The 20865-nt window shown below is 59.8% G+C and carries 22 protein-coding genes and 1 riboswitch; of the genes, 13 read left to right on the plus strand and 9 right to left on the minus strand.

The genetic code is table 11. The features are described from left to right. The first annotated feature begins 28 nt into the window (after window positions 1-28). The 8 genes from IEX57_RS17650 to IEX57_RS17685 all read left to right on the plus strand — a co-directional run bounded on the left by IEX57_RS17650 (window position 29) and on the right by IEX57_RS17685 (window position 5816). On the plus strand, window positions 29-1441 hold the full coding sequence (locus IEX57_RS17650) for an RNA polymerase factor sigma-54 (protein WP_188706005.1): 1413 nt from the start codon (window positions 29-31) through the stop codon (window positions 1439-1441). Window positions 1442-1532: 91 nt separating this feature from the next. Further along, on the plus strand, window positions 1533-1862 hold the full coding sequence (gene hpf, locus IEX57_RS17655) for a ribosome hibernation-promoting factor, HPF/YfiA family (protein WP_188706007.1): 330 nt from the start codon (window positions 1533-1535) through the stop codon (window positions 1860-1862). Between the two features lie 212 nt (window positions 1863-2074). Next, window positions 2075-2548: a PTS IIA-like nitrogen regulatory protein PtsN gene (gene ptsN / locus IEX57_RS17660; RefSeq protein WP_188706010.1), complete on the plus strand. Its 474-nt coding sequence runs from the start codon at window positions 2075-2077 to the stop codon at window positions 2546-2548. Further along, a complete protein-coding gene (gene hprK, locus IEX57_RS17665) occupies window positions 2529-3473 on the plus strand; it encodes an HPr(Ser) kinase/phosphatase (protein ID WP_188697245.1) in 945 nt (314 codons plus the stop codon). The genes ptsN and hprK overlap by 20 nt, the downstream gene beginning before the upstream one ends. After that, window positions 3473-4333, plus strand: a complete 861-nt coding sequence (gene rapZ / locus IEX57_RS17670; protein ID WP_188706012.1) for an RNase adapter RapZ — start codon at window positions 3473-3475, stop codon at window positions 4331-4333. The genes hprK and rapZ overlap by 1 nt, the downstream gene beginning before the upstream one ends. After that, a complete protein-coding gene (locus tag IEX57_RS17675; RefSeq protein WP_188706014.1) occupies window positions 4320-4703 on the plus strand; it encodes a NusG domain II-containing protein in 384 nt (127 codons plus the stop codon). Before rapZ ends, IEX57_RS17675 begins: the two co-directional genes overlap by 14 nt. Next, window positions 4684-5211 (plus strand): Gx transporter family protein, encoded by a 528-nt coding sequence (locus tag IEX57_RS17680; protein ID WP_188706016.1) that lies wholly within the window; start codon window positions 4684-4686, stop codon window positions 5209-5211. The genes IEX57_RS17675 and IEX57_RS17680 overlap by 20 nt, the downstream gene beginning before the upstream one ends. Beyond that, on the plus strand, window positions 5208-5816 hold the full coding sequence (locus IEX57_RS17685; RefSeq protein ID WP_188706018.1) for a flavin prenyltransferase UbiX: 609 nt from the start codon (window positions 5208-5210) through the stop codon (window positions 5814-5816). The genes IEX57_RS17680 and IEX57_RS17685 overlap by 4 nt, the downstream gene beginning before the upstream one ends. A gap of 7 nt (window positions 5817-5823) precedes the next feature. On the opposite strand, the gene IEX57_RS17690 is transcribed toward IEX57_RS17685, so the two are convergent. From IEX57_RS17690 to dtd, 5 genes are all read right to left on the minus strand, one after another. After that, complete coding sequence (locus IEX57_RS17690; RefSeq protein ID WP_188706020.1) at window positions 5824-7194, minus strand: MATE family efflux transporter; 1371 nt, start codon at window positions 7192-7194, stop codon at window positions 5824-5826. Between the two features lie 56 nt (window positions 7195-7250). Next, window positions 7251-7556 carry a hypothetical protein gene (locus IEX57_RS17695; protein ID WP_188706022.1) on the minus strand — a complete coding sequence of 102 codons (306 nt, stop codon included), beginning with the start codon at window positions 7554-7556 and terminating at the stop codon, window positions 7251-7253. A gap of 234 nt (window positions 7557-7790) precedes the next feature. Next, window positions 7791-7870: riboswitch (SAM riboswitch) on the minus strand. A gap of 53 nt (window positions 7871-7923) precedes the next feature. Further along, a complete protein-coding gene (locus tag IEX57_RS17700; RefSeq protein WP_188706024.1) occupies window positions 7924-8841 on the minus strand; it encodes a GlxA family transcriptional regulator in 918 nt (305 codons plus the stop codon). After that, window positions 8822-9376 (minus strand): isochorismatase family protein, encoded by a 555-nt coding sequence (locus IEX57_RS17705; RefSeq protein WP_229709091.1) that lies wholly within the window; start codon window positions 9374-9376, stop codon window positions 8822-8824. The genes IEX57_RS17700 and IEX57_RS17705 overlap by 20 nt, the downstream gene beginning before the upstream one ends. 113 nt (window positions 9377-9489) lie before the next feature. Continuing rightward, a complete protein-coding gene (dtd, locus tag IEX57_RS17710; RefSeq protein WP_188706029.1) occupies window positions 9490-9942 on the minus strand; it encodes a D-aminoacyl-tRNA deacylase in 453 nt (150 codons plus the stop codon). A 210-nt stretch (window positions 9943-10152) separates the two neighbouring features. Here dtd and asd point away from each other — a divergent pair, with 210 nt between their 5' ends. The 5 genes from asd (at window position 10153) to IEX57_RS17735 (ending at window position 15898) form a co-directional block, all read left to right on the plus strand. Further along, window positions 10153-11259, plus strand: a complete 1107-nt coding sequence (gene asd, locus IEX57_RS17715; RefSeq protein ID WP_188706206.1) for an aspartate-semialdehyde dehydrogenase — start codon at window positions 10153-10155, stop codon at window positions 11257-11259. Window positions 11260-11368: 109 nt separating this feature from the next. Continuing rightward, window positions 11369-12187, plus strand: coding sequence for an arylamine N-acetyltransferase family protein (locus IEX57_RS17720; protein ID WP_188706031.1), 819 nt, complete (start codon window positions 11369-11371; stop codon window positions 12185-12187). Window positions 12188-12254: 67 nt separating this feature from the next. Next, complete coding sequence (locus tag IEX57_RS17725) at window positions 12255-12845, plus strand: IMPACT family protein (RefSeq protein WP_188706033.1); 591 nt, start codon at window positions 12255-12257, stop codon at window positions 12843-12845. A 474-nt stretch (window positions 12846-13319) separates the two neighbouring features. Continuing rightward, on the plus strand, window positions 13320-15332 hold the full coding sequence (locus IEX57_RS17730) for a lamin tail domain-containing protein (RefSeq protein WP_188706036.1): 2013 nt from the start codon (window positions 13320-13322) through the stop codon (window positions 15330-15332). A gap of 14 nt (window positions 15333-15346) precedes the next feature. Then, complete coding sequence (locus tag IEX57_RS17735) at window positions 15347-15898, plus strand: hypothetical protein (RefSeq protein ID WP_188706038.1); 552 nt, start codon at window positions 15347-15349, stop codon at window positions 15896-15898. Between the two features lie 80 nt (window positions 15899-15978). On the opposite strand, the gene yaaA is transcribed toward IEX57_RS17735, so the two are convergent. From yaaA to IEX57_RS17755, 4 genes are all read right to left on the minus strand, one after another. Beyond that, window positions 15979-16743, minus strand: coding sequence for a peroxide stress protein YaaA (yaaA, locus tag IEX57_RS17740; protein WP_188706208.1), 765 nt, complete (start codon window positions 16741-16743; stop codon window positions 15979-15981). Between the two features lie 116 nt (window positions 16744-16859). Next, on the minus strand, window positions 16860-17492 hold the full coding sequence (locus tag IEX57_RS17745) for a response regulator transcription factor (RefSeq protein ID WP_188706040.1): 633 nt from the start codon (window positions 17490-17492) through the stop codon (window positions 16860-16862). Between the two features lie 92 nt (window positions 17493-17584). Further along, the gene (locus IEX57_RS17750; protein ID WP_188706042.1) at window positions 17585-19831 is read right to left on the minus strand and encodes a PAS domain-containing sensor histidine kinase; all 2247 of its coding nucleotides are present in this window, start codon (window positions 19829-19831) and stop codon (window positions 17585-17587) included. Beyond that, window positions 19828-20829 (minus strand): 2-hydroxyacid dehydrogenase, encoded by a 1002-nt coding sequence (locus IEX57_RS17755; protein ID WP_188706044.1) that lies wholly within the window; start codon window positions 20827-20829, stop codon window positions 19828-19830. Before IEX57_RS17755 ends, IEX57_RS17750 begins: the two co-directional genes overlap by 4 nt. Between the last annotated feature and the right edge of the window lie 36 nt (window positions 20830-20865).

Here is a 20865-nt window from a genome sequence, read left to right on the forward strand (position 1 = left end):
CACCGCCCCTGGCCCCCAGACCTGCCGCATGAAGCAATCCCTGCAACTGCGGCTGTCGCAGCAACTGAACCTTACCCCGCAACTGCAACAGTCGATCAAGCTGTTGCAGCTGTCCACGCTGGATTTCCAGACCGAGATTGAACGTTACCTGCTGGAAAATCCGTTGCTTGAACAAGACAGTGGCGGCAGCAGTTCTTCCGATTCAGCCGAGAGCACCAGCAGCACCGATTCCACCGACAGCACCACCACCAGCGACGACAGCTACGACGGTGGTGGCGACGATATGGAATGGGGCGGCGGTACGCGCAGCGGCGGCGACGATGAGGACGATTTTGATCCGGCCACCCAGGTGGCCCGTGAACTGACCCTGCGCGAATACCTGCTTGATCAGGCCGGCGTGTTGCGCCTGCCGGACCGCGATCACGCTGCTCTGGCGTTCATGATCGACGCCGTGGACGAAGAGGGATTTTTACCGTTCTCGCTGGAAGAATTACTGGAACAAATCCCGCCGGAGATCGTCTCTCAATTAGAACTTGAGATTGATGATCTGGCGGTCGCGCTGGCCCGGCTCAAGCAGTTTGACCCGGTCGGCGTGGGTGCCCGCAATACGGCGGAAGCGTTGTTTTTGCAGTTACGACAGCTTGAATCCACCCCTGCTTGCGAGTTGGCCCGACAAATCGTCGGACAGCATCTCGATTTATTGGCGGGGCGTGATTACACTAAGTTGAAAAGGTTACTGAAATGTGACGACGCGGCCCTCAAAGCCGCGCAAACCGTGATCACCAGTCTGAATCCACGCCCTGCAGCACAATGGGCGGCATTGACACCACGCTACGTTGTACCTGACGTACTGGTGCAAAAGATCAAGGGGCAATGGCAGGTGAGACTCAATCCAGCCGCGATGCCGCGGTTGCGTATCAATCAGGTGTACGCAGATATCCTGCAACGCAGCGAGGGCGGAGTGCTGGCGCGCGAACTGCAGGAAGCCAAATGGCTGGTCAAGAGCGTTCAACAACGCTTCGAGACCATCTTGCGTGTCGCCCAAGCCATCGTGGAGCGCCAGCGCGCGTTCTTCGAGCATGGCGAAGTGGCCATGCGGCCGCTGGTCCTGCGCGATATCGCCCTGGAACTCGACCTGCACGAGTCCACTGTCTCCCGCGTCACCACCCAGAAGTACATGGCCAGCCCGCGCGGCTTGCTGGAATTCAAATATTTCTTTGGCAGTCATGTCGATACCGAAGCCGGTGGCGAATGCTCGGCGACGGCGATCAAGGCACTGATTCGCCAGATGATCCAGAACGAAGACAAAACCCGGCCGCTGTCAGACAGCGCTATTGCCGACGCATTATCCGGGCAAGGGATCGTGGTTGCGCGACGAACCGTTGCCAAATACAGGGAGGGTATGAACGTTCCACCCGTTAACTTGCGCAAAAACCTGTAATCGCTTGGCCTGGAGCGGCTGGAAACAATCCAGCCAGCTGGGTTGCATCAGCCGCCCCTGGTTTTAATGGCTCAACCAGAAGGAGAATGCCATGAACCTCAACATCAGCGGACATCACGTCGAAGTGACCCCGGCCCTGCGGTCGTACCTGACCAGCAAGCTTGACCGGATAGTGCGGCACTTTGATCAGGTAGTAGACGTCAGCGCCATACTTTCTGTAGAGAAGTTACAACAGAAAGCGGATGTCACCGTGCGTGTGCGCGGCAAGGACATTCATGTTGAGGCAGTCGACAAGGACATGTACGCCGCTATTGACCTCCTTGTCGATAAACTGGACCGGCAGATCGTCAAACACAAAGAGTGCTTGATGGATCACCGTGGGGACGCCATCAAACATCAGCAAACGGTCGAAGAAGAGTGATTTTTTCGATATAAACCAAGCATCTTGATGCAACAAACGGGAACCCTGAAAACGGGTTCCCGTTTTTGTTTATGCCGTTGGGGCGGTACAATAGGATGAATTGAAAATGCAAACCGGACCGACGATCGCAGTTTTGGCGTTCGCGGTACCCTATCAATGGTGCGGCGCGACAATTGCGTGGCTGCCCACCAGGTCAGCGAGCCGGCTAAACGATGAGTCTGATTTCCAGAATCCTGCCTGCCAGCAACGTCTTTCTAGATATGGACGTGGGCAGCAAAAAACGGATATTCGAACAGGTAGGCATGCTGTTCGAGAACAGCCACGCCATTGCGCGCAGCGTCATTTTTGACAGCCTGTTTGCGCGCGAGAAACTGGGCTCCACCGGTCTGGGGCAAGGCGTGGCCATTCCGCACGGCCGCATCAAGGGCCTCAAGGAAGCCAGCGGCGCCTTTATCCGCCTGAAAAACCCGGTGCCCTTTGACGCGCCCGACGGCAAACCCGTGACACTGATCTTTGTGTTGCTGGTGCCGGCCGCCGCCACTGACCTGCACCTGCAGATCCTGTCCGAGCTGGCCCAGCTTTTCTCTGACAAGACCGTGCGCGATCAGCTTGCCAGCGCCAGCGATGTCGACACGGCTTTCAAGCTGATTTCCACCTGGGAACCGTATGCCGCAGATTACCGTTAGACAGTTATTCATCGATAACGCGGAAAAGCTCAGACTGACCTGGGTCGCCGGCCAGTCTGGCGCCAACAATCTGCTGACCAACGATGCCGCCGAACAAAAGCCGCGGCTGGCCCTGGTCGGGCATTTGAATTTCATTCACCCCAACCGCGTGCAAGTGTTGGGGATTGCCGAAGTCAATTACTTTGCCGGGCTCTCGCCAGAGGCGCAAAAAGACTCGGTCGAGCGCCTGTTTGCCAATGAAATGGCGCTGATGATTGTCGCCAACAGCCAGCAGGTGCCCGATACCCTGCGCGAAGGGGCAGAGCGTCACCACGTGCCGCTGCTGACTTCGACCGAACAATCGCCGTACCTGATGGACGTGCTGCGCTACTACCTGGCCAAGGCGCTGGCCGTGTCTACGCATCTGCACGGCGTGTTCCTGGACGTACTTGAAGTGGGCGTCTTGCTGACGGGCGAATCGTCCATGGGTAAAAGCGAACTGGCGCTGGAGCTGATCTCGCGCGGCCATGGCCTTGTCGCTGATGACGTGGTCGAGGTCTACCGCACCAACCCGGAAACCCTGGAAGGACGCTGTCCGCCCATGCTGCGCGACTTTCTGGAAGTGCGCGGGATTGGGGTACTGAATATCCGGACCATTTTCGGTGAAACCGCCGTCCGCCCCAAAAAGACCCTCAAGCTGATCGTGCACCTGGCCAAGGCCGGGGGCGAAACCCTCGCCCCGATCGACCGTCTGCAAATGCAGGCGGCAACGCAGGAAATCCTCGGCGTGCAGATCCGCAAGCTGGTCATCCCTGTGGCGGCCGGTCGCAACCTGGCGGTGCTGGTTGAGGCCGCCGTGCGTAACTACATTCTGCAATTGCGTGGCATTGACTCCACCCGCGAGTTCATCGAGCGCCATCAACGCTTTATGGAGCTGGGCGAGTAATGGCGCACAAGGGTCAGCAAGTCATCCTGCTTTCCGGACTGTCCGGCGCAGGCAAAAGTGTCGCGCTGCGTGTACTGGAAGACCTGGGCTATTTCTGCGTCGATAACCTGCCCTCGCCCATCCTGCCGCAAACCGTGGCCTTGCTGGATGAAGATGGCTACCCCAAGGTCGCCATCGCCGTTGATGCGCGCAGTGCCCATAATCTGGCGGCATTCCCGGACTACCTGGCGGCGATGCTGGAACTCAAGATTGATGTGCGCTTGCTGTTCCTCGAGGCCTCTGACGAAGTCCTGATCAAGCGTTTCTCTGAAACACGCCGCAGTCATCCGCTGGCGGGTGAACACCTCACCATCACCGAAGCCATTGCGCAGGAACGCGAGATCCTGGAGTACTTCCTCCTGAACGCGTACCGGGTTGATACCAGCTCGCTCACGGCCAATCAGTTGCGGGCCTCGGTGCGCGATTTCGTCGGGCTGGATAAATCCCGCCTGACGCTGATTTTTGAATCGTTCGGCTTCAAGCATGGTATCCCGCTGGATGCCGACTTCGTGTTCGACGCCCGCTGCCTGCCCAACCCGCATTACGACCCGGTGTTGCGCCCGCTGACTGGTAAAGACGAGCCCGTGATCGACTTTCTGAAACGCCAGGAGAGCGTGGGCCGCTACCTGACGCATCTGATCGGTTTCCTGGAACACTGGATTCCGGAGTTCGATCGCGATCACCGCAATTACGTCACCGTGGCCATTGGCTGCACGGGTGGCCAGCATCGTTCGGTCTTCCTGACCGAGCAACTGGCCCGGCATTTTGCCAACCAGCGCCAGGTCCTGGTGCGCCACCGTGAACCGCATGTCAAAAACTGAGTGGCAATTGCTGCGGCCCGGCGACTGGTTCACCGTCGCGCTGGGCGCAGCGCTGGTGGTGCTGTTTGCCTGGTTTGCCTGGAATACCGACGCCGCCACGCACGTGCGCGTGTATCAGTCCGGCAAGCTCTTTGCAGAACTTGATCTGGCCTCGGACCGGACCTTGCAGGTGCCCGGCCCGCTGGGCGCAACCACCGTTGAAGTCGCCCGTGGCCGTGCCCGCATCGCCGCCGACCCCAGCCCGCGCCAGTATTGCGTCAAGGCAGGCTGGCTGACCGAAACCGGCCAGACCGCCATTTGCCTGCCCAACCGTACCAGCATTGAACTCACCGGCAGCAAAGCCCGCGCTTATGACAGCCTCAGCTACTGAACGCACGGTGACTGCAGGGGCAGATGATCTGCGCATTGCCCGTTATGCCGCACTGGCCATCATGCTCGGCGTGGTCGAGGCCGGTTTCCCGTCGCCGCTACCGGGCGTCAAACCCGGCATTGCCAATATCATTACGCTGATTGTGTTATGGCGCCACGGCTGGCGTGACGCCGCCTGGGTGTCGTTGCTGCGGATTTTTGGCGGCGCGCTGGTACTGGGCGGTTTTCTCTCGCCCGGTTTTGCGCTGAGCCTGTGCGGTGGCATGGTCAGCCTGCTGGCACTGGCCGCTGCGCAATACCTGCCACGACGCCTGTTCGGGCCGGTCAGCCTGTCGCTGATTGCCGCCTTTGCGCATATTGCCGGGCAACTAGGGCTGGCGCGTTTGTGGCTGATCCCCGATAACGGATTAATCCGCCTTGCCCCTGTCTTTTTTGGCGCAGCACTGGTCTTTGGCCTTGTTAACGGCCTGATTTGCGCCCGTTTGTTGAAGGAACCCGCAACATCATGAAAACCATCACCGTCGGCCTGACCGGCGCCTCAGGCCTGCCTTATGGCATGCGTTTGATCGAATGCTTGCTGGCGGCCGGTTGCCAGGTGCATGTGCTTTACACGCAGGCAGCGCAAATCGTGGCGCGCCAGGAACTGGGCTACACCTGGCCTGGCCGCGCCGCCGAGTTTGCCGACTGGCTGCGCGCGCATTTCAAACTGCCGGCAGATGCGCCGCTCAAGGTGTTCGGCCAGCAAGAATGGTTTGCGCCGATGGCGTCGGGTTCCAACCCGGGCGACGGTATGGTGGTGTGCCCTTGCACCATGGGCGCACTGGCGGCGATTGCGGCGGGGGTATCAGACAACCTGCTGGAGCGCGCGGCCGACGTCATGATCAAGGAAGGCAAGAAGCTGGTGCTGGTCCCGCGTGAGGCGCCCTTTTCTGCCCTGCACCTGGAAAACATGCTCAAGCTGGCGCGGCTGGGCGTGGTGATCCTGCCGCCCAACCCCGGTTTTTACCACCATCCCAAATCGATCGATGACCTGGTCGACTTCGTGGTGGCCCGCATTCTGGACCAACTGACCGTGCCCCACCAGTTGATGCAGCGCTGGGGTGACGAGGCATGAAGAACGGTCAAAGCGGCGGGTGCGCTTGCAGCGCCCGCCGGCTGACGCGCACAAACTGCCAGGTCAGCAGGCAGGCAGTAAAACCCAGCGCGACGACCAGCGCTTCCCAATAGCCCGTTACGCCACGGGCATCAATCAGGCTGCCGGCGCCAAAGGTCAAGGCATAACCCAGCGGCAAGCCCACAATCCAGAACGCCGTCAGGTGAATGATCATGGGCGTGCGGGTGACCTTGTAACCGCGCAAGATACCGGCAGCAATCACCTGCGTAGCATCAAACAGCTGGAACACGGCGGCGTAGATCAGCAAGATCGCGGACAGCGCCAGCACTTGCGTGTCTTCGCTGTACCAGGAGGCCACCCAGTGATGACCAAACCCGGTAAACACAGCCGAGGCCACTGCGGCGGCCAGCCCCATCTTGAACCCGGCCCAGCCGATAAAGCGGGCATCTTGCGGCTTGCCCGCGCCCAGGGCCTGACCGACACGCACGGTCAGCGCCGTCCCGATGGCTGCCGGAATCTGGAACAAGACCGAGGCAAAGTTCAGCGCAATCTGGTGCGCGGCAACAGAGACCGTGCCGAGCCGGGCAATCAGCAAAGCGATGCCGGCAAAGGCGCTGACTTCCACAAAAAACATCAGCCCCATCGGCACGCCCAACTTCAATAGCTCGAACTGCCGATGCCAGTCGATACGCGCCCAGTGCCGCAAGGGATAGGTGTCGCGGTACACCGGCGAAATCCGCAGCCATGCCAGCATCATTAGCGCGCTGGCCCACAGGCAGAACGCCGTGGCATAACCGCAACCCACGCCCCCCAACGCCGGGAAACCCAGATGTCCGTAAATCAGCACGTAATTCACTGGCACGTTCAGCGCCAGGCCCAGCAAGGCAATCACCATCAAGGGCTTGGTGCTGTTCAGGCTGGCCGAATAGCTATAACAGACGCGGAAAAACGCAAAGGCAGGCAAGCCAAATGACACCCCGGCCAGGAAACGCCGGGATTTGTCCGCTACGTCGGGTGTCAGGCCCAGATGGTTGAAGATGGGCATGGCCAGCCACACCACCACCCAGCCCACCAGGGTAAAGAACGCCGCCTGATAGAACGCTTGTTGCACCAGGCCCGGAATATGTTTGCGATCATTTGCGCCGACGGCGTGCGCCACCAGCGGGCTGCAGGCCAGCAACAGGCCGATCATGGTCACAATCAGCGTGATCCAGATCGAGGCCCCGACCGAGACTGCAGCCAGATCACCGGCCGAGACATGGCCCGCCATCACGGCATCAACAAATGCAGTCCCCACCTGAGCAAGCTGGCCCACCATAATGGGCCATGCCAGATGCCATGTAGCGCGGATCTCGCGCCAGATACGCGGCAAAGTCATGCAAACCTTCGTGTTTTCAAGATTTTTTTATGTGCGGTGACGCGCCGCGATTCGTCTTATGAACGATTCAGGCGCGCGGGAACTTCGTAACGGCCAATCAGCTCCGGCAGGCGCTGACACAACAACAGCGCGGCCTCGAGTTCGATATCCAGCACCGCCAGTGAACCATCATCCAGCGGTTCAGCGCGGTAACCCAGCGCCACGGCCACGGCAGCGGCTTTGGAAAGAGGTGCGGGGCCGGCGCCGGCGGCGCACTTCAGATGCAGCCAGCGTCGGTATTCGAGTCGCAAGTCGAAAACGGCCTGCGGTTTGATGCGGCGTTGTTGGAACAAGGCAAACTCGGGAACAATACAGTCGTACATGGTGACCTCCAGTTGATTGAAAAAACCAACGACGGCCACCGGGTATGCTGAGAACCAGTTCGAAGCGCTGCCAGAACCAACCGGCAGACCGCTCCGTGCGGCCGACGCTTTAGCGGTATTTGTCCGGAGAAGTCCGGCGCGCCCCGCAAGTTGTCGCTTAACTCGGCGCGGCCACGCGGGTGCGTGGCGGTGATGCAAAACTGCAAAAACCTGAAAAACAAAAAACCTGCGTGCCAGACGCAGGTCGCGGCACGCTTTAGCAGTATTTATAACGCGCCCGCAAGCTGGCGGATCAAATCGGCGCGAAGACTTATTTGTACGCCTGCCACTGCGGGGGCGTCAAGCCCGCTGCCACATCAGGGCAGATTTACTGGCGGGCGCGGGCCAGTACCCTGCGCAGGTCCCGCGCTGAGCCAAAGCCGGAAAGTTCGGCCACGCGCTCCATCGGCAACCGTGAATCGGCCAGCAACGATTGCGCCTGGGCCACCCGCAGCAACCGCAGATAGGTTGTCGGCGCGACGTTGGCGTGTTCGCGGAACAGCCGCGTGAGGTGCCGTGGCGTGACATGGACCAGTTCGGCCATCGTCTCCAGTGACCAGTCGGCCGCCACATCATGGGCCAGTTTTTCCTGCACCCGGTGCACCAGCGGATGCAAATGATTGCGATGCATGAACCAGGCCGAAAGCTGCGGGTCATCGCCGCCCCGCCGGAAGTACACCACCAGCCGGCGCGCGACGTCGGCCGCACATTGCGGCGAGACCTGCGTGGCAATCAGCTGCAAGGCAAGGTCTATCCCTGCGGTGACGCCAGCGGATGTCCACACCTGGCCATCCTGCACAAACACACGGTCGGCCTCGACTTTTGCACCAGGCGCCAGCGCCTGCAAATCCCGGGTGTGGGCGTAATGCGTGGTACAGCGGCGACCATCCAGCAAGCCGGCACGACCGGCATAGAGGGCGCCGGCGCAAACGGTGGCCAGCTGTACGCCGGGCTGCGGCAATACCCGGCGCAGCCAGGCGACGATGGCATCGCCCCCTGCGCCATCCATACCGGGATCATGCCCGGGCACCAGCACCAACGCGGGGCCGGTCAGCGTGTCTGGCAATGGCTCCAGATCAGCCAGAACTGCGCCGGAGAGGGCCTGAAGCCGTGGCCGCGGCCCGGCAAAATGCAGCCGAAAGTGTTCGTCCCCGACCATGCGAAAGGCTTCTGCCGGGCCGGCAAGGTCCAGCAGCAGCAAGCCGTCGGTGGCGACAAACCAGACATCAAGCACTGCGGCGTTCATCCTGCCCGGCCAGACATTGTTCTACGGTCACGACGCGCGCAAAGCGGTCGACCAGAACGAGTTCGGTGCGGTGTTTGATCGCGGCGGCGGACAAGGTGCTGCCGTCCGGGTGGGTCATCGCCCAGGTCAGCGTGGCTTCAGACACAAAGTCCACTTTGAACCCGAGATCCGATGCCACCCGCGCGGTGGTTTCGCAGCATTGTTCGGTGCGCATGCCGCTGACGGTGATGTGCTCAATGGCGTTATCTTTGAGCCAAGGCAGCAAGCCGCTATCGGTCAGGGCATTGTGGACATGCTTGCTGAAGGTGACGTCGGCATAATCCGGCAGCCAGTCCAGGCTCACGCACAGACCATTGGCCGGATCGAACGCGCCTCCGGCATGGTGAAAAATCTGCACGACCGGCAGACCACGCGCCTTGTAACCGGCAATCAGCGCCAGTTGTTTTTCACGAAACGCAGGCAAATCTTCTTCCGACCAGAACGGCTGGTGCATGAACGATTTCTGGACATCAATCACGATCAGGGCAGATTTCACGGCTTGGCTCCTTGGTTGAGGTATAGCCTGAATGTACGACGCTGACGATGATGCCATAAGGGCCCGGCTCGACCAGAAGCGGACAAATCAGGACATCTTGTCTGGCAACCGGGTTACTCCGGGTTTTTCGAATCAAGCATCAGCGTGATGGGGCCATCGTTAAGCAGACTCACTTTCATATCCGCCCCGAACACCCCGGTCGGTACCGGCTTGCCCAGTTGCGCGGCCAGTCTGGCGACGAATTCATCAAACAGCCCCGTCGCCACCTCGCCCTTGGCCGCCCGCATCCAGGAGGGCCGGTTGCCCTTGCGGTACGAGCCAAACAAGGTGAACTGGGACACCGCCAGAATCTGCCCGCCCGTTTCCAGCACCGAACGGTTCATCACCCCTGCATCATCTTCAAACACACGCAGGTTGCAGACTTTGTTGCTCATCCAGGCCAGATCATCCGGCGTATCTGCGGGCTCAATACCCACCAGCAACAGCAGGCCCGCGCCAATCTGCCCTGTTGTTTCTCCCTCGACCACCACGTTGGCGTGACTCACCCGCTGCAACAGTACGCGCATGTGCTTTGCACCCTTCTTGCAAAAAGGCTCATGGTAAGGGAAGCGGGCGCGCTGATGTGCGCTTGCGGCAATGTCTGATTGCCCACTCGTCTGGCCCGGATGCTGCATTGCGGTGCAATTGCCAGATGACGCTGGTCAACAATGGGGAATTTCTCTAATATCGATCATTCACCCTATTGATTTGCAAACTGTTTCTGGAAGGAAAAGATGATGACGAAGGTAGGTCTGGTCGGCTGGCGCGGCATGGTGGGCTCGGTGCTCATGCAACGTATGCAGGAAGAAAAAGATTTCGACCTGATTGAACCGACATTCTTCACTACCTCGCAAACGGGCAAACCTGCGCCGAATTTCGGCAAGGATGCCGGTGTGCTGAAAGACGCCAATGACCTGAACGAACTGTCGGCCATGGACGTCATCATTTCCTGCCAGGGCGGTGATTACACCAACGACGTGTTCCGCAAGCTGCGCGCTTCGGGCTGGACCGGCTACTGGATTGATGCCGCTTCCACCCTGCGCATGGAAGACGACGCGGTCATCATTCTGGACCCGGTCAACGATGGCCTGATCCGCAAGGCCGTGGCCGATGGTATCAAGAATTTTGCCGGCGGTAACTGTACCAACTCCATCTTGCTGATGGGCGTGGGCGGTCTGTTCCGCGAAGGTCTGGTTGAGTGGGTCAGCTCCATGACCTATCAAGCCGCTTCCGGCGCGGGTGCCAACAATATGCGTGAACTGGTGAAGGGCATGGGCGTGATTCATTCCGCTGTGGCCGATGAACTGGCCAACCCGGCTTCCGCCATTCTGGACATCGATCGCAAGGTGGCGCAAGCCATCCGCCATGATGTCCCGACCGAATTCTTCCCGGCACCGCTGGCTGGCGGCCTGATCCCGTGGATCGACAAGCAGCTGGAAAACGGCCAGTCCAAGGAAGAGTGGAAGGGTCAGGCTGAAGTGAACAAGATCCTGGGCACTGACAAGACCATCCCGGTGGATGGCCTGTGCGTGCGCATCGGCGCGATGCGTTGCCACAGCCTGGCGCTGACCATCAAGCTCAAGAAAGACCTGCCGCTGTCCGAGATTGAAGCGCTGATCAAATCCACCAACCAGTGGGTGAAGTGGGTGCCGAACGATCGCAGCATCACCGAGCAGGAGCTGACACCGGCCTCGATCACCGGCAAGCTTGATATCGGCGTTGGCCGTGTGCGCAAGCTGAACATGGGCCCGGAATACATCAGCGCGTTCGTGATTGGCGACCAGTTGCTGTGGGGCGCTGCCGAGCCGCTGCGCCGCATGCTGCGTATCCTGCTGGATAAATAATCCGGCCGTATCGCCCGCAAAAACCCGCGCCTGTCGCGGGTTTTTTGTTACGCGCGGCTGGCGCCAGTCGTCTAGTTGCTTATGATGACTTCATCAAACAGGAGCACCCATGACCTTTGTCGAGCGCTATCTGCGATATCTTGGCCTGGCCAGCCTGCCGGAAGACCCATTGGCGCGCCTGCGCACGCTGCACGTGGCCAATCAGCAACGCATTCCGTTCAACAATGTCGATGTCCTGCTCGGCCGCCTGCCCACGCTGGACCCGGACGAAGTCGCAGACAAGGTGCTCACTCGCGGTCGTGGCGGCTATTGTTTTGAACTCAACGGCCTGTTCGCACGGTTACTGCGAGAGCTGGGTTATGACGTGCACGTGCATCTGGGCAAGATGCTGGCCGGTGGCGCCATTGTGGAAGAACGCCCGCGCACGCACATGGTGGTGTCCGTATTGATCGAGGGTCAGCGCTGGATGTGCGACGTGAGCTTTGGCGCGCGCGGCCTGACCGATACCGCGCCACTGCGTGAAGACGAACCGGTTGAGCAACTGGATACCCTGCGCTATCACCGTTACGGCGACGGCTACCTGATGCAGACGCGTCGCCATGACAACTGGGAAACGCTGTACTGGTTTGATCTGGCAGACACCTGGATGGCGGACTGGATCATGTCCAACCACTACTCCTCCACCTTCGCCACCTCGCCCTTTTTGCACAACCTGATGGCACTGCGCCTGACCGGGCACGGCCGCATTACCTTCAATAATCTGCGCATGGCTGAACTACGCGACGGCATGCGGCACGAAACGCTGATCAGTTCACCCCAGCAGTTGTACACCCTGATCAACCAGCATCTGTTAATACCCCTGAACCAGGCCGACGCCGGCGCACTGTTCAGCCGGCTGGCAGCGCAACCCGCCATCAACCTCGTCTAGGGCGGTATTGCCAGGCACCGTCCTGGGCAAAGCCCGTAAAATGGCGTTTTGCCCATCCAGCCTGAGCATGCCCACCTATACCCTCGCCGCCGCGGTCAGTGTTGAACTTGAGATCAAGAAGAGCCGCTTTCTGGGCAGCGTGCACCCGGTATCAGACCGCGCCGCCGCGATGACGCTGATCGAGGCCACCCGCGCAGCGCACCCCGCCGCCACCCACGTCTGCTGGGCGCTGCTGGCTGGCGGGCAATCCGGCATGTCTGATGACGGCGAACCGGGCGGTACCGCCGGCCGCCCCATGCTGGAAGTCTTGCGGCACCAGCACGTAGACGGTGTGCTGGCAATGGTGGTGCGTTACTACGGCGGCGTAAAACTGGGCGCAGGCGGGCTGGTACGCGCTTATACCGACGCCATCGCCAAATCCATGCAACAGGCAATCCTCGTCGAACGCATCGCCCAGGCCTCCCTGATCATCAAGGCCGACTATGCCGATGAAGCCCGCATCCGGCACTGGCTAAGCCTGAACAACGCCAGCCTCACCGAGGCCACCCATGCCGAGCGCGTGACGCTGACCATCCAGTTACCCGCCAGCGCGGCAGCCACCGCCACCGACGCCCTGCGCGACCTCACCCAGGGGCGGGTGGTGATTCAAGATGAGTAGCCCCTGAACCCGCCTGCCACTGACACCAGTCGATCAGCCCCTACCCCAAACCGGTCTCTTGAGCCACCATGGTTTGTCCGGCTTTCAGCAATACGGACACCCTGCTTGCGTGGCCAGCCCAAATAGTCAGAAAAAAGAAAGCATGTAAGAAATTGAAATAATTCCTGTCATCAATTTATATTCTTTCTGATACAAGAGCAGAAAGTTGACAAAACCGGCCTTGGATTTTCAGTGAAATAGAACTGTCATTTCCGGCAGGGCGACAATTTATTGCAAATATGCCAAGGCAAAAGTCCAGATAAACAGCGCCTTGGACTGATATTCACATGGCATGAGTTGGTCCGATACAAAAGCGACACAAAATCAGTATTTTCTAAATTTCTTTTATGAATTTCTGTATTAGAAAGTAAGATTCACCCCCTGATCTTGAAGCGCCGGTCATTGAAACCGGCTTTGTTTACCAGGGGATGTATCTTGAAATTCGCAAGTCAAAAGCAGGCGCTAGCGGTCAGCGTCGTTGCGGCGCTGATCCTGGCCGCATGTGGGGGCGGTGGTGGTAGCCAGAGCGCCCAGGTTGCATCTCCGAGCGCACAGCCTGATGCCGTCCCGACCAGCAACAGCAAGCCGGCCGGTGTATTCATCACTGAAGTTGCAAACCAGCCGTACTACAACGTCACCAGCTGGTTCGAAATCTATAACAACAGCGGCCACGCCATCAGCCTGTCGGATTACCTTGTGCGGGCGCGTTCGGTCAACCCGGGCACAGGCGTAGCCGGGCCTGTTGAAATCTTCGTATTGCCACAACAGACGCTCAACAGCGGCAGCCGGATTGTCGTCGCCGGCAAGGCATCCGCAGGCCTCGTCAACAGCGCGAACGTGGTCTATATCGCGGATGCGCAGGGCAATATTCCGTCCTGGACCGGCGGCAGCGGTTTCATTGAGCTACTTTCTGCCGGCCAGACGCTGGACTTCATCCGTATGGGCCTGGATACAACTGCGCCGACAAGTGTTGCCGGCTGGACAGGCCCCGCAGTCACTGCCATGAGTAACACCACCAGTACATCCATGCCGGCCTACGGCAATGTGCCCAACAGCATGAACCAGTCCATTGTTCGTCTGGACAGCAACTTCACCCAGACGCACAGTGCCGCAGACTGGACCACGGTCAACTTTGCTACCCCGGGCGGCCCCAATGACGTTCCGGCAGGCGTGGTGGATAGCGACAACGACGGTATTCCGGACAGCGCCAAGGTCGCCGGGGGCACCTTCAACGGGATCGACCTGTACGGCATGGGCGCCCGACGAGGTCAGCGTGACATGTTTGTGCAGGTGGACTACATGGATCACAGCGCCCACAACGATCCGGGCATCATCTTGCAAAAGCGCGCGCTCGATAACGTGGTAGCCGCATTCCTGCCGCATAACATCCACATTCACTTTGATGCGGGCACGTTGTTCTCTGCTTCGTTCAGCACTGCCAATTACAACCTCGGCGCGCTGAACAACCAGCATCCGTTCACCGCATGCGTCGGCAACAACCAGTATGCACCGGGCGTGAACAATACGTCGGGCTGCACGGATATCTACACGATCAAGGCGTCCACCTTCGACTATCGCCGTTCCAGCATTTTCCGTTACATGCTGATGGGCTACAGCCAGTCGAATCCGCCACAAGCGGGTGGTTCGTCTGGTGTGGCTGAAATCATGGGCCCCAATTTCCTGATCACACTGGGTAACTGGGGGCTGGTCACGACCACCACGGCCGATGTCAATGCCGTGGTGAACTACCAGGCCGCGACCATCATGCATGAGATGGGTCATACGCTGGGCTTGCTGCACGGTGGTTACGAAGACACCAACTACAAGCCCAACTATCTGAGCATCATGAACTACATGTACCAGCTCAATGGTGTGCCCGATGCAAGCGGTGCCGTTCCCGCCGGTCATGGCATCTCGGAAATCAACGAGCGCTACTACCTGTATCAGTGGGAATTGCAGCATGGCCCGAGCACGGACATCGTGCCAGGTGTAGCAAACAGTTCGTTCATGCGGTACAACATGCACAACGGCCCGGCCACCACCACCTTCAACCTGGATTACTCCAACGGCTCTGGGGCTGCCTTGTCTGAATCTGCTCTGGTTGAGAGCAATGTGGTCGGCCGTACCCCTGCAACCGGCGCCTTCGCCGACTGGGACCTCTCTGGCTCGCAGACACCAGGTACGCTGTCGTCCATGCATATCGTCGACCAGGCCGGAGATACCGCCTACGACACGAACATGCAAGACTTTGATGACTGGAGCAATCTGGTGCTGGCCTTTGCCCGCTATCCGGAAAGCCATTTCGCGGGTGCCAGCCAGAAGTCTGCCAGCAGCAGCAACAGCAGCACGCCGACCGTGCGATTTAACCCGGTTTCGAACCCGCGGATGCCGGCAGTGGCAGAAGAACCCTTGTCGGCCGCTGCGCTGGCCCATATGCGGGGTAATTGATGTCCGGAAAAGTAATGCGCATGTCTGCCTGGGCGGCCAGTTTGGTGCTGGCTGCCAGTGCGGTCCAGGCCGGTGATGCCGCCGGCTTGCAGATCAGCGGGCAATCCATGCAACCGCAAACCGGCACGCTGAGTGTTCCGGCGGTGAACCATCACGGGCAACTGCAGTTCAAGCTGGCGCAAGCAGTCACCGTTACGGGCTGGCCAGCCAGCCTGCCCTCGCGGCTTGGCAAGCAGACTGTGACACTGCAAATGCTCGCCAACCCGGGCGGGTCGGCCACGGTGATGCATTTTGCCCGGCCGGGAGAGGCATCGCCCTGGCTGTCGCTGATCCAGAATGGTCAAAGCGGCAGCCGGCTGGCCAATACCTGGACTTTGCGCATTCAGGCCGATCGGGTCACCTTGCAGGATCAGGATGCCGCCTTGCGGCTGGTCGTCCCCGGGCAACCCTTGGTCTTGCGCGACAAAACCGGTATCCGCTGGCAGTTTGAATTGCTGGGCGTTCAACCGGCGGGTACTGGCACCGATAACCCGCCCCGCGCGAGCTGGTATCTGCGCAGGCTGTAAAACGCGCGCCAGCAAGGTGGTAACAAAAAACCCGGCAGTGTCCCTGCCGGGTTTTGTTTTTCTGGCCGCGCAAAAGCGGGTTAGTCGGCCAGTCGGCGGCGGAATACCCAGCGCGTGGCGTCGCTCTCATCGGGGATGAAGGCATAGCCTTCAAGGTCAAACGCCTTGAGTTGCTCCGGGTTTTCAACGCCATTTTGCGCGGCGTACCGGGCCATCAAGCCGCGAGCGCGTTTGGCAAAGAAGCTGATGATCTTGTACTGGCCGTTTTTGTAGTCTTCAAACACGGGCGTGATCACCGGGCAATGCAACAGCTTGGGTTTGACGGATTTGAAATACTCATCCGAGGCCAGATTGACCAACACCGCGGGCTTGTCGGCATTGATGCTGTCCGTCTGGGTATTGCCCCACCAGGCATACAGATTCTTGCCCTGCGGGTTGGCCAGCGGCCGGCCCATTTCCAGCCGGTAAGGCTGGATCAGGTCAAACGGTCGCAAGATGCCATACAAGCCGGACAGGATGCGCAGATGGCGCTCCAGATAATCGTGCGCGGTGTCATCCAGCGTGCCGGCATCCAGCCCTTCGTACACATCGCCTTTGAAGGCAAAGAGTGCGGGACGGGCGTTCTTGCGGGTGAATGGCGTGCGCCAGGACTGGAAACGACCGGCGTTGAGCACCGCCAGTTCGTCCGAGATATCCATCAGCGCACCGATCTGGCCGGGCGTCATGGCCTTGAGGAGATCGACCAGCGGCGCCGCTTGCTCCAGATGTCTGGGCTTGCTGTGGCGATCTGTCGGCAGATCAGAGGTGTAGTCGAGTGTTTTGGCGGGGGAAACCACCATCAGCAAAGGCACTTTGGCCTTGCCGGCTTTTTTCAGTGGGGCAGTCAGCGGCTGGTTCATGCGGCAAATAAGCGGGGCGTAGTCAGACAAACTGGCCGGTATCCACCGGCCAGAGCGTCAGTTTACTCTGCTTCCTGGGTATTGATCTGCGCATCTCGCAAGAGCGCAGCCAGTTCCATGGCGGTTTTGACGTGCATTTTTTCCAGAATGCGCGCGCGGTGTACTTCCACTGTCTTCATGCTGATCGAGAGGTCGTCCGCAATCTGCTTGTTCAGGCGCCCCGTCAGGATCAGCTTCATGACTTCGCGTTCACGCGGCGTCAGGGTAGAAAGACGAATCTCGACCGCGTGTCTGGCTTGCCACTGGTTACGGCGCAGGGTGTCGGCCTGCAGGCAGTTTTCGACCAGATCGACAATTTCGTTGTCGCTGAATGGTTTTTCGACAAAGTCGGCCGCGCCGCCCTTGAGTGCTGCCACCGCCATGGGTACATCGCCGTGACCGGTGAGGAAAATGACCGGCGGTGTATAGGCGTATTCCTTGAGGCGCTCGAACAGTTCGGTCCCGCTCATGCCGGGCATGCGCACATCCAGAATCAGGCAGGAAAAACGTTCCGGCGCGTAGTCTGCCAGGAAAGACTCCGCCGAGGCGAACGCCTGGACTTCGTGGTCACGCGTGGAAAAAAGCCAGGCCAGCGCGTCACGCAGTGCGTCGTCATCATCAACGATAGCAATGCGGCCGAAGTTGTTGGCTTTCATGGTCAAGCTCCTTGAGTCTGTATTACGCGTGGCGAAGAGAGCGCCTTTATATCGCGTTTAGGCCGGCTAAAAAAGTAGTACGTGATTTCAGACTACATTTCCTGGGCGGCAATGACTTCTTCAACGCCGGGAAACGGTACCGTAAAGATGAAACGCGTGCCACCGCCAGGATTTTCTTCTACCCACATGCGGCCGTGGTGATGCTCTATGATGGAGCGGCAGATATTCAGGCCAATCCCCATGCCGGTGTCCTTGGTGGAATAGAACGGCTTGAACAATTGCTCGCGCTGGGCCGGCGAAATACCGCTGCCGCGGTCAGAAATGGTCACCCGCAACACGCCTTCATCCCGCAGCAAGCCAATGGCCAGGGTGCGTTTATCCTGCGGAGTAGAGTCCATGGCTTCGAGGGCGTTCTTGATCAGGTTGAACAAGACCTGTTCCAGCATCACCGCGTCAGCAAAGATCGGCGGCATGTTTTCGTTCTGGGCAACGCTGATCTCCACGCCGCGCCGGACGATCTCATGCCCCAGCAAGCCCAGTACGGTATCAAGCAGCGCATTGATTTCACAGCGCTGCCGCCGGGGGGCGCGCCGTTGCACGAACTCGCGGATGCCGCGAATGATATGGCCGGCACGCTTGGCTTGTTCACCCATTTTGTCCAGCGCCTGCCCCAGTTGCGGCAGGTTGGGCTCCGGGCTGCCCAACAGGTTGCGGCAACCGGAAACATAACTGGCAATGGCCCCCAGCGGCTGGTTGAGTTCATGCGCCAGGCTCGATGCCATCTCACCCATGCTGATCAGCCGGCCCGTCTGTTGCAGGGCTTCGTTTTGCTGGCGTTCGCGCTCGGTGGCTGATTTGAGCGCGGTGATGTCGGTGGCAATCTCCAGCCACACGGCCGAACCATCCACCCAGGTACTCTGGCGGCTTTTCACCTGATACCAGTGATCGCGGTAAGTGTCGTACCACTCGGCATCCACAGGGGGCTCGGCCCGGCGCGCGACCAGCGGCACGATACAACAGCGCCCACGCAGGTCTGGCAACTGGAAAGCACGGTCAAACTGCAGATTGGACATCAGCAACTCGCCGGTTTCCGCGTCCGTCACGGCGACGGAGGCATCCAGCCCGTTAAGCACCGCGACAAAGCGTTCATGCGAGGCTTGCAGCGCTTCGCGCTCGCGGCGGATTTCGGTCACGTCATGCAACGAGCCCATCCAGCCAATATGGTTGCCATCGCCGTCGACGAGGCGCGAGGCGTGGATACGCACGTCAAAGCGCTCGCCATTGCGCCGCATCAGCCGCACCATGAAGCCGGCCGGCTCGTTGTGACCGGCAATAATGGCATCGTAAGTGGCCTGGCAGCGCTCGATTTCTTCTGGTGGCCAGTACGGCATGGGCGGACGGACTTCGCGCAACTCTTCAGCGCTGTAGCCCACCATTTCGCCAAAGGCGCGGTTGGTATAAATGATGCGGCCACGCCGATCAAACGCGATCATGCCGGAGACCAGCGAGGTATCGACCGCGTGCCGGAACGCCACTTCTGCCTTGAGCCGTTCTTCCGCCTGGGCACGCACCCGGATCATGCGGTTCAGCGCGGCTGTCGAGGCCAGCATGGCCATGGCCAGCACCAGCATCAGCGCCGGCAGAATGTCGCCCGTGGCGGTGACCGAGCCAGCGTAAAGATCGCCTTTCAACTTGAGCGCCAGCGGCGGCGCGGTCAGCTGGATGCTGTGCGACAGCCCGGTGGTATCGAGTTGACGCTGGAATTTGGCCGCCAGCGGCCGGTCTTGCGCATCCAGCAACGAGATCTGATAGCGCTGGGCAATCCACCACGGCACTTGCTGCTGCAACAAGGTATCAAGCGCAAAGACGGCGACGACATACCGCTTGCGGTCTGGCGTGAGCACCGCATAGGTCACCTTGGGCTCACCATGCGAGGTATTGATATCGCTCCACCCGCCCTTGCCTTCATACGGCACGGACCAGTTGTTCTGGGTGGCGGCGTGCCATAGCACCGTGCCTTTGCCATCCTGCACCGAGAAACTGGCAATTTCCGGGCTGGTCTGGATCAGCGACTGGACGCGCGCCTCGAATATGGCGGTGTTGACGTCGGTGACATTAAGGGTGGTCGCCAGGCCATTGAGGGATTGCACATCAAACGTGATCTGCTGCTCAATGGCCTGCTTTTGCCAAAGCAGATCCTGCTCCAGCAGCGTGGAACGCTGGCTGGAAGCTTCATCGCGTGATTGCAGCAACCAGGCTGCGAAAGCCAGCGTAAACACGCCGGCCAGCAGCCCGGGAATCAGCGGAAGCCAGCGTGAAAACCGGTGGGGTGAGTTCATGCACCGGGTTTTACTGCATTCACCAGCGGCTGTCCATTTTGATAATCAGCAATGTTTTCCATCACGGTCTGGGCGATGGCAGCCAGCGCTTCATCCGTCAGAAACCCCTGGTGCGAGGTGATCATGACATTGGGGAAGGTGGTGAGCCGCGCCAGCATGTCATCCTTGAGCGCTTGATGGGACAAGTCCTCAAAGAACACGCCTTCTTCGTACTCGTAGACATCCAGCCCCACGCCAGCCAGGCGCCCGGTTTTAAGCGACTTGATCAGCGCCTTGGTATCAATCAGCCCGCCCCGGCTGGTGTTGATGATGACCGAGCCGTGCTTCATTTTGGCCAGCGCCGTGGCATCAATCAGGTGGTGGGTTTCTGCGGTAAGCGGCGCATGCAAAGAGATAATGTCCGCCTGCGCCAGCAGCGTATCAATATCTACAAACTCGCAACCGATCTGCGCTGCGCGCTCCGCTGAAGGGTAGCGGTCATAAGCCAGCACGCGGCAGCCAAAACCACGGGCGATCTTCATGGCCGCCACACCAATTTTGCCCGCCCCGATCACACCGAAAGTGCGGCCGTGCAGGTTAAAACCCACCAGGCCATCCAGAGAAAAATTGCCTTCACGCACACGCTGATATGCGCGATGCGTCTTGCGCACCAGCGTCAGCAGCAAGGCAAACACATGCTCGGCCACCGCCTCCGGTGAATACGCCGGCACGCGCGTGACGGTAATACCCAGTTCAGCCGCCGCGACAATGTCCACACCGTTAAAGCCAGCGCAGCGCAGGGCGACGTGCCGCACATCAAGCCGGGCCATCTGCTCAAGCACTTCGCGGTCTAGCCGGTCGTTCACAAACGGGCACACCGCATCATGACCCGCTACCAGCGGGACCGTATTGCGGTTGAGGCGATCTTCAAAAAAGGTCAGTTCATAACCAAATTTGCCAGCAGCCTCCTCGAGGCCGCTACGGTCATAACGCTTGGTATCAAAAACCGCAATGCGCATTGCGCTCTCCAGTGCAGCCGGCTTGCCCGGCCTTGT

Origin of the sequence: Silvimonas iriomotensis (assembly GCF_014645535.1) — a bacterium.
GTDB classification, from domain to species: domain Bacteria; phylum Pseudomonadota; class Gammaproteobacteria; order Burkholderiales; family Chitinibacteraceae; genus Silvimonas; species Silvimonas iriomotensis.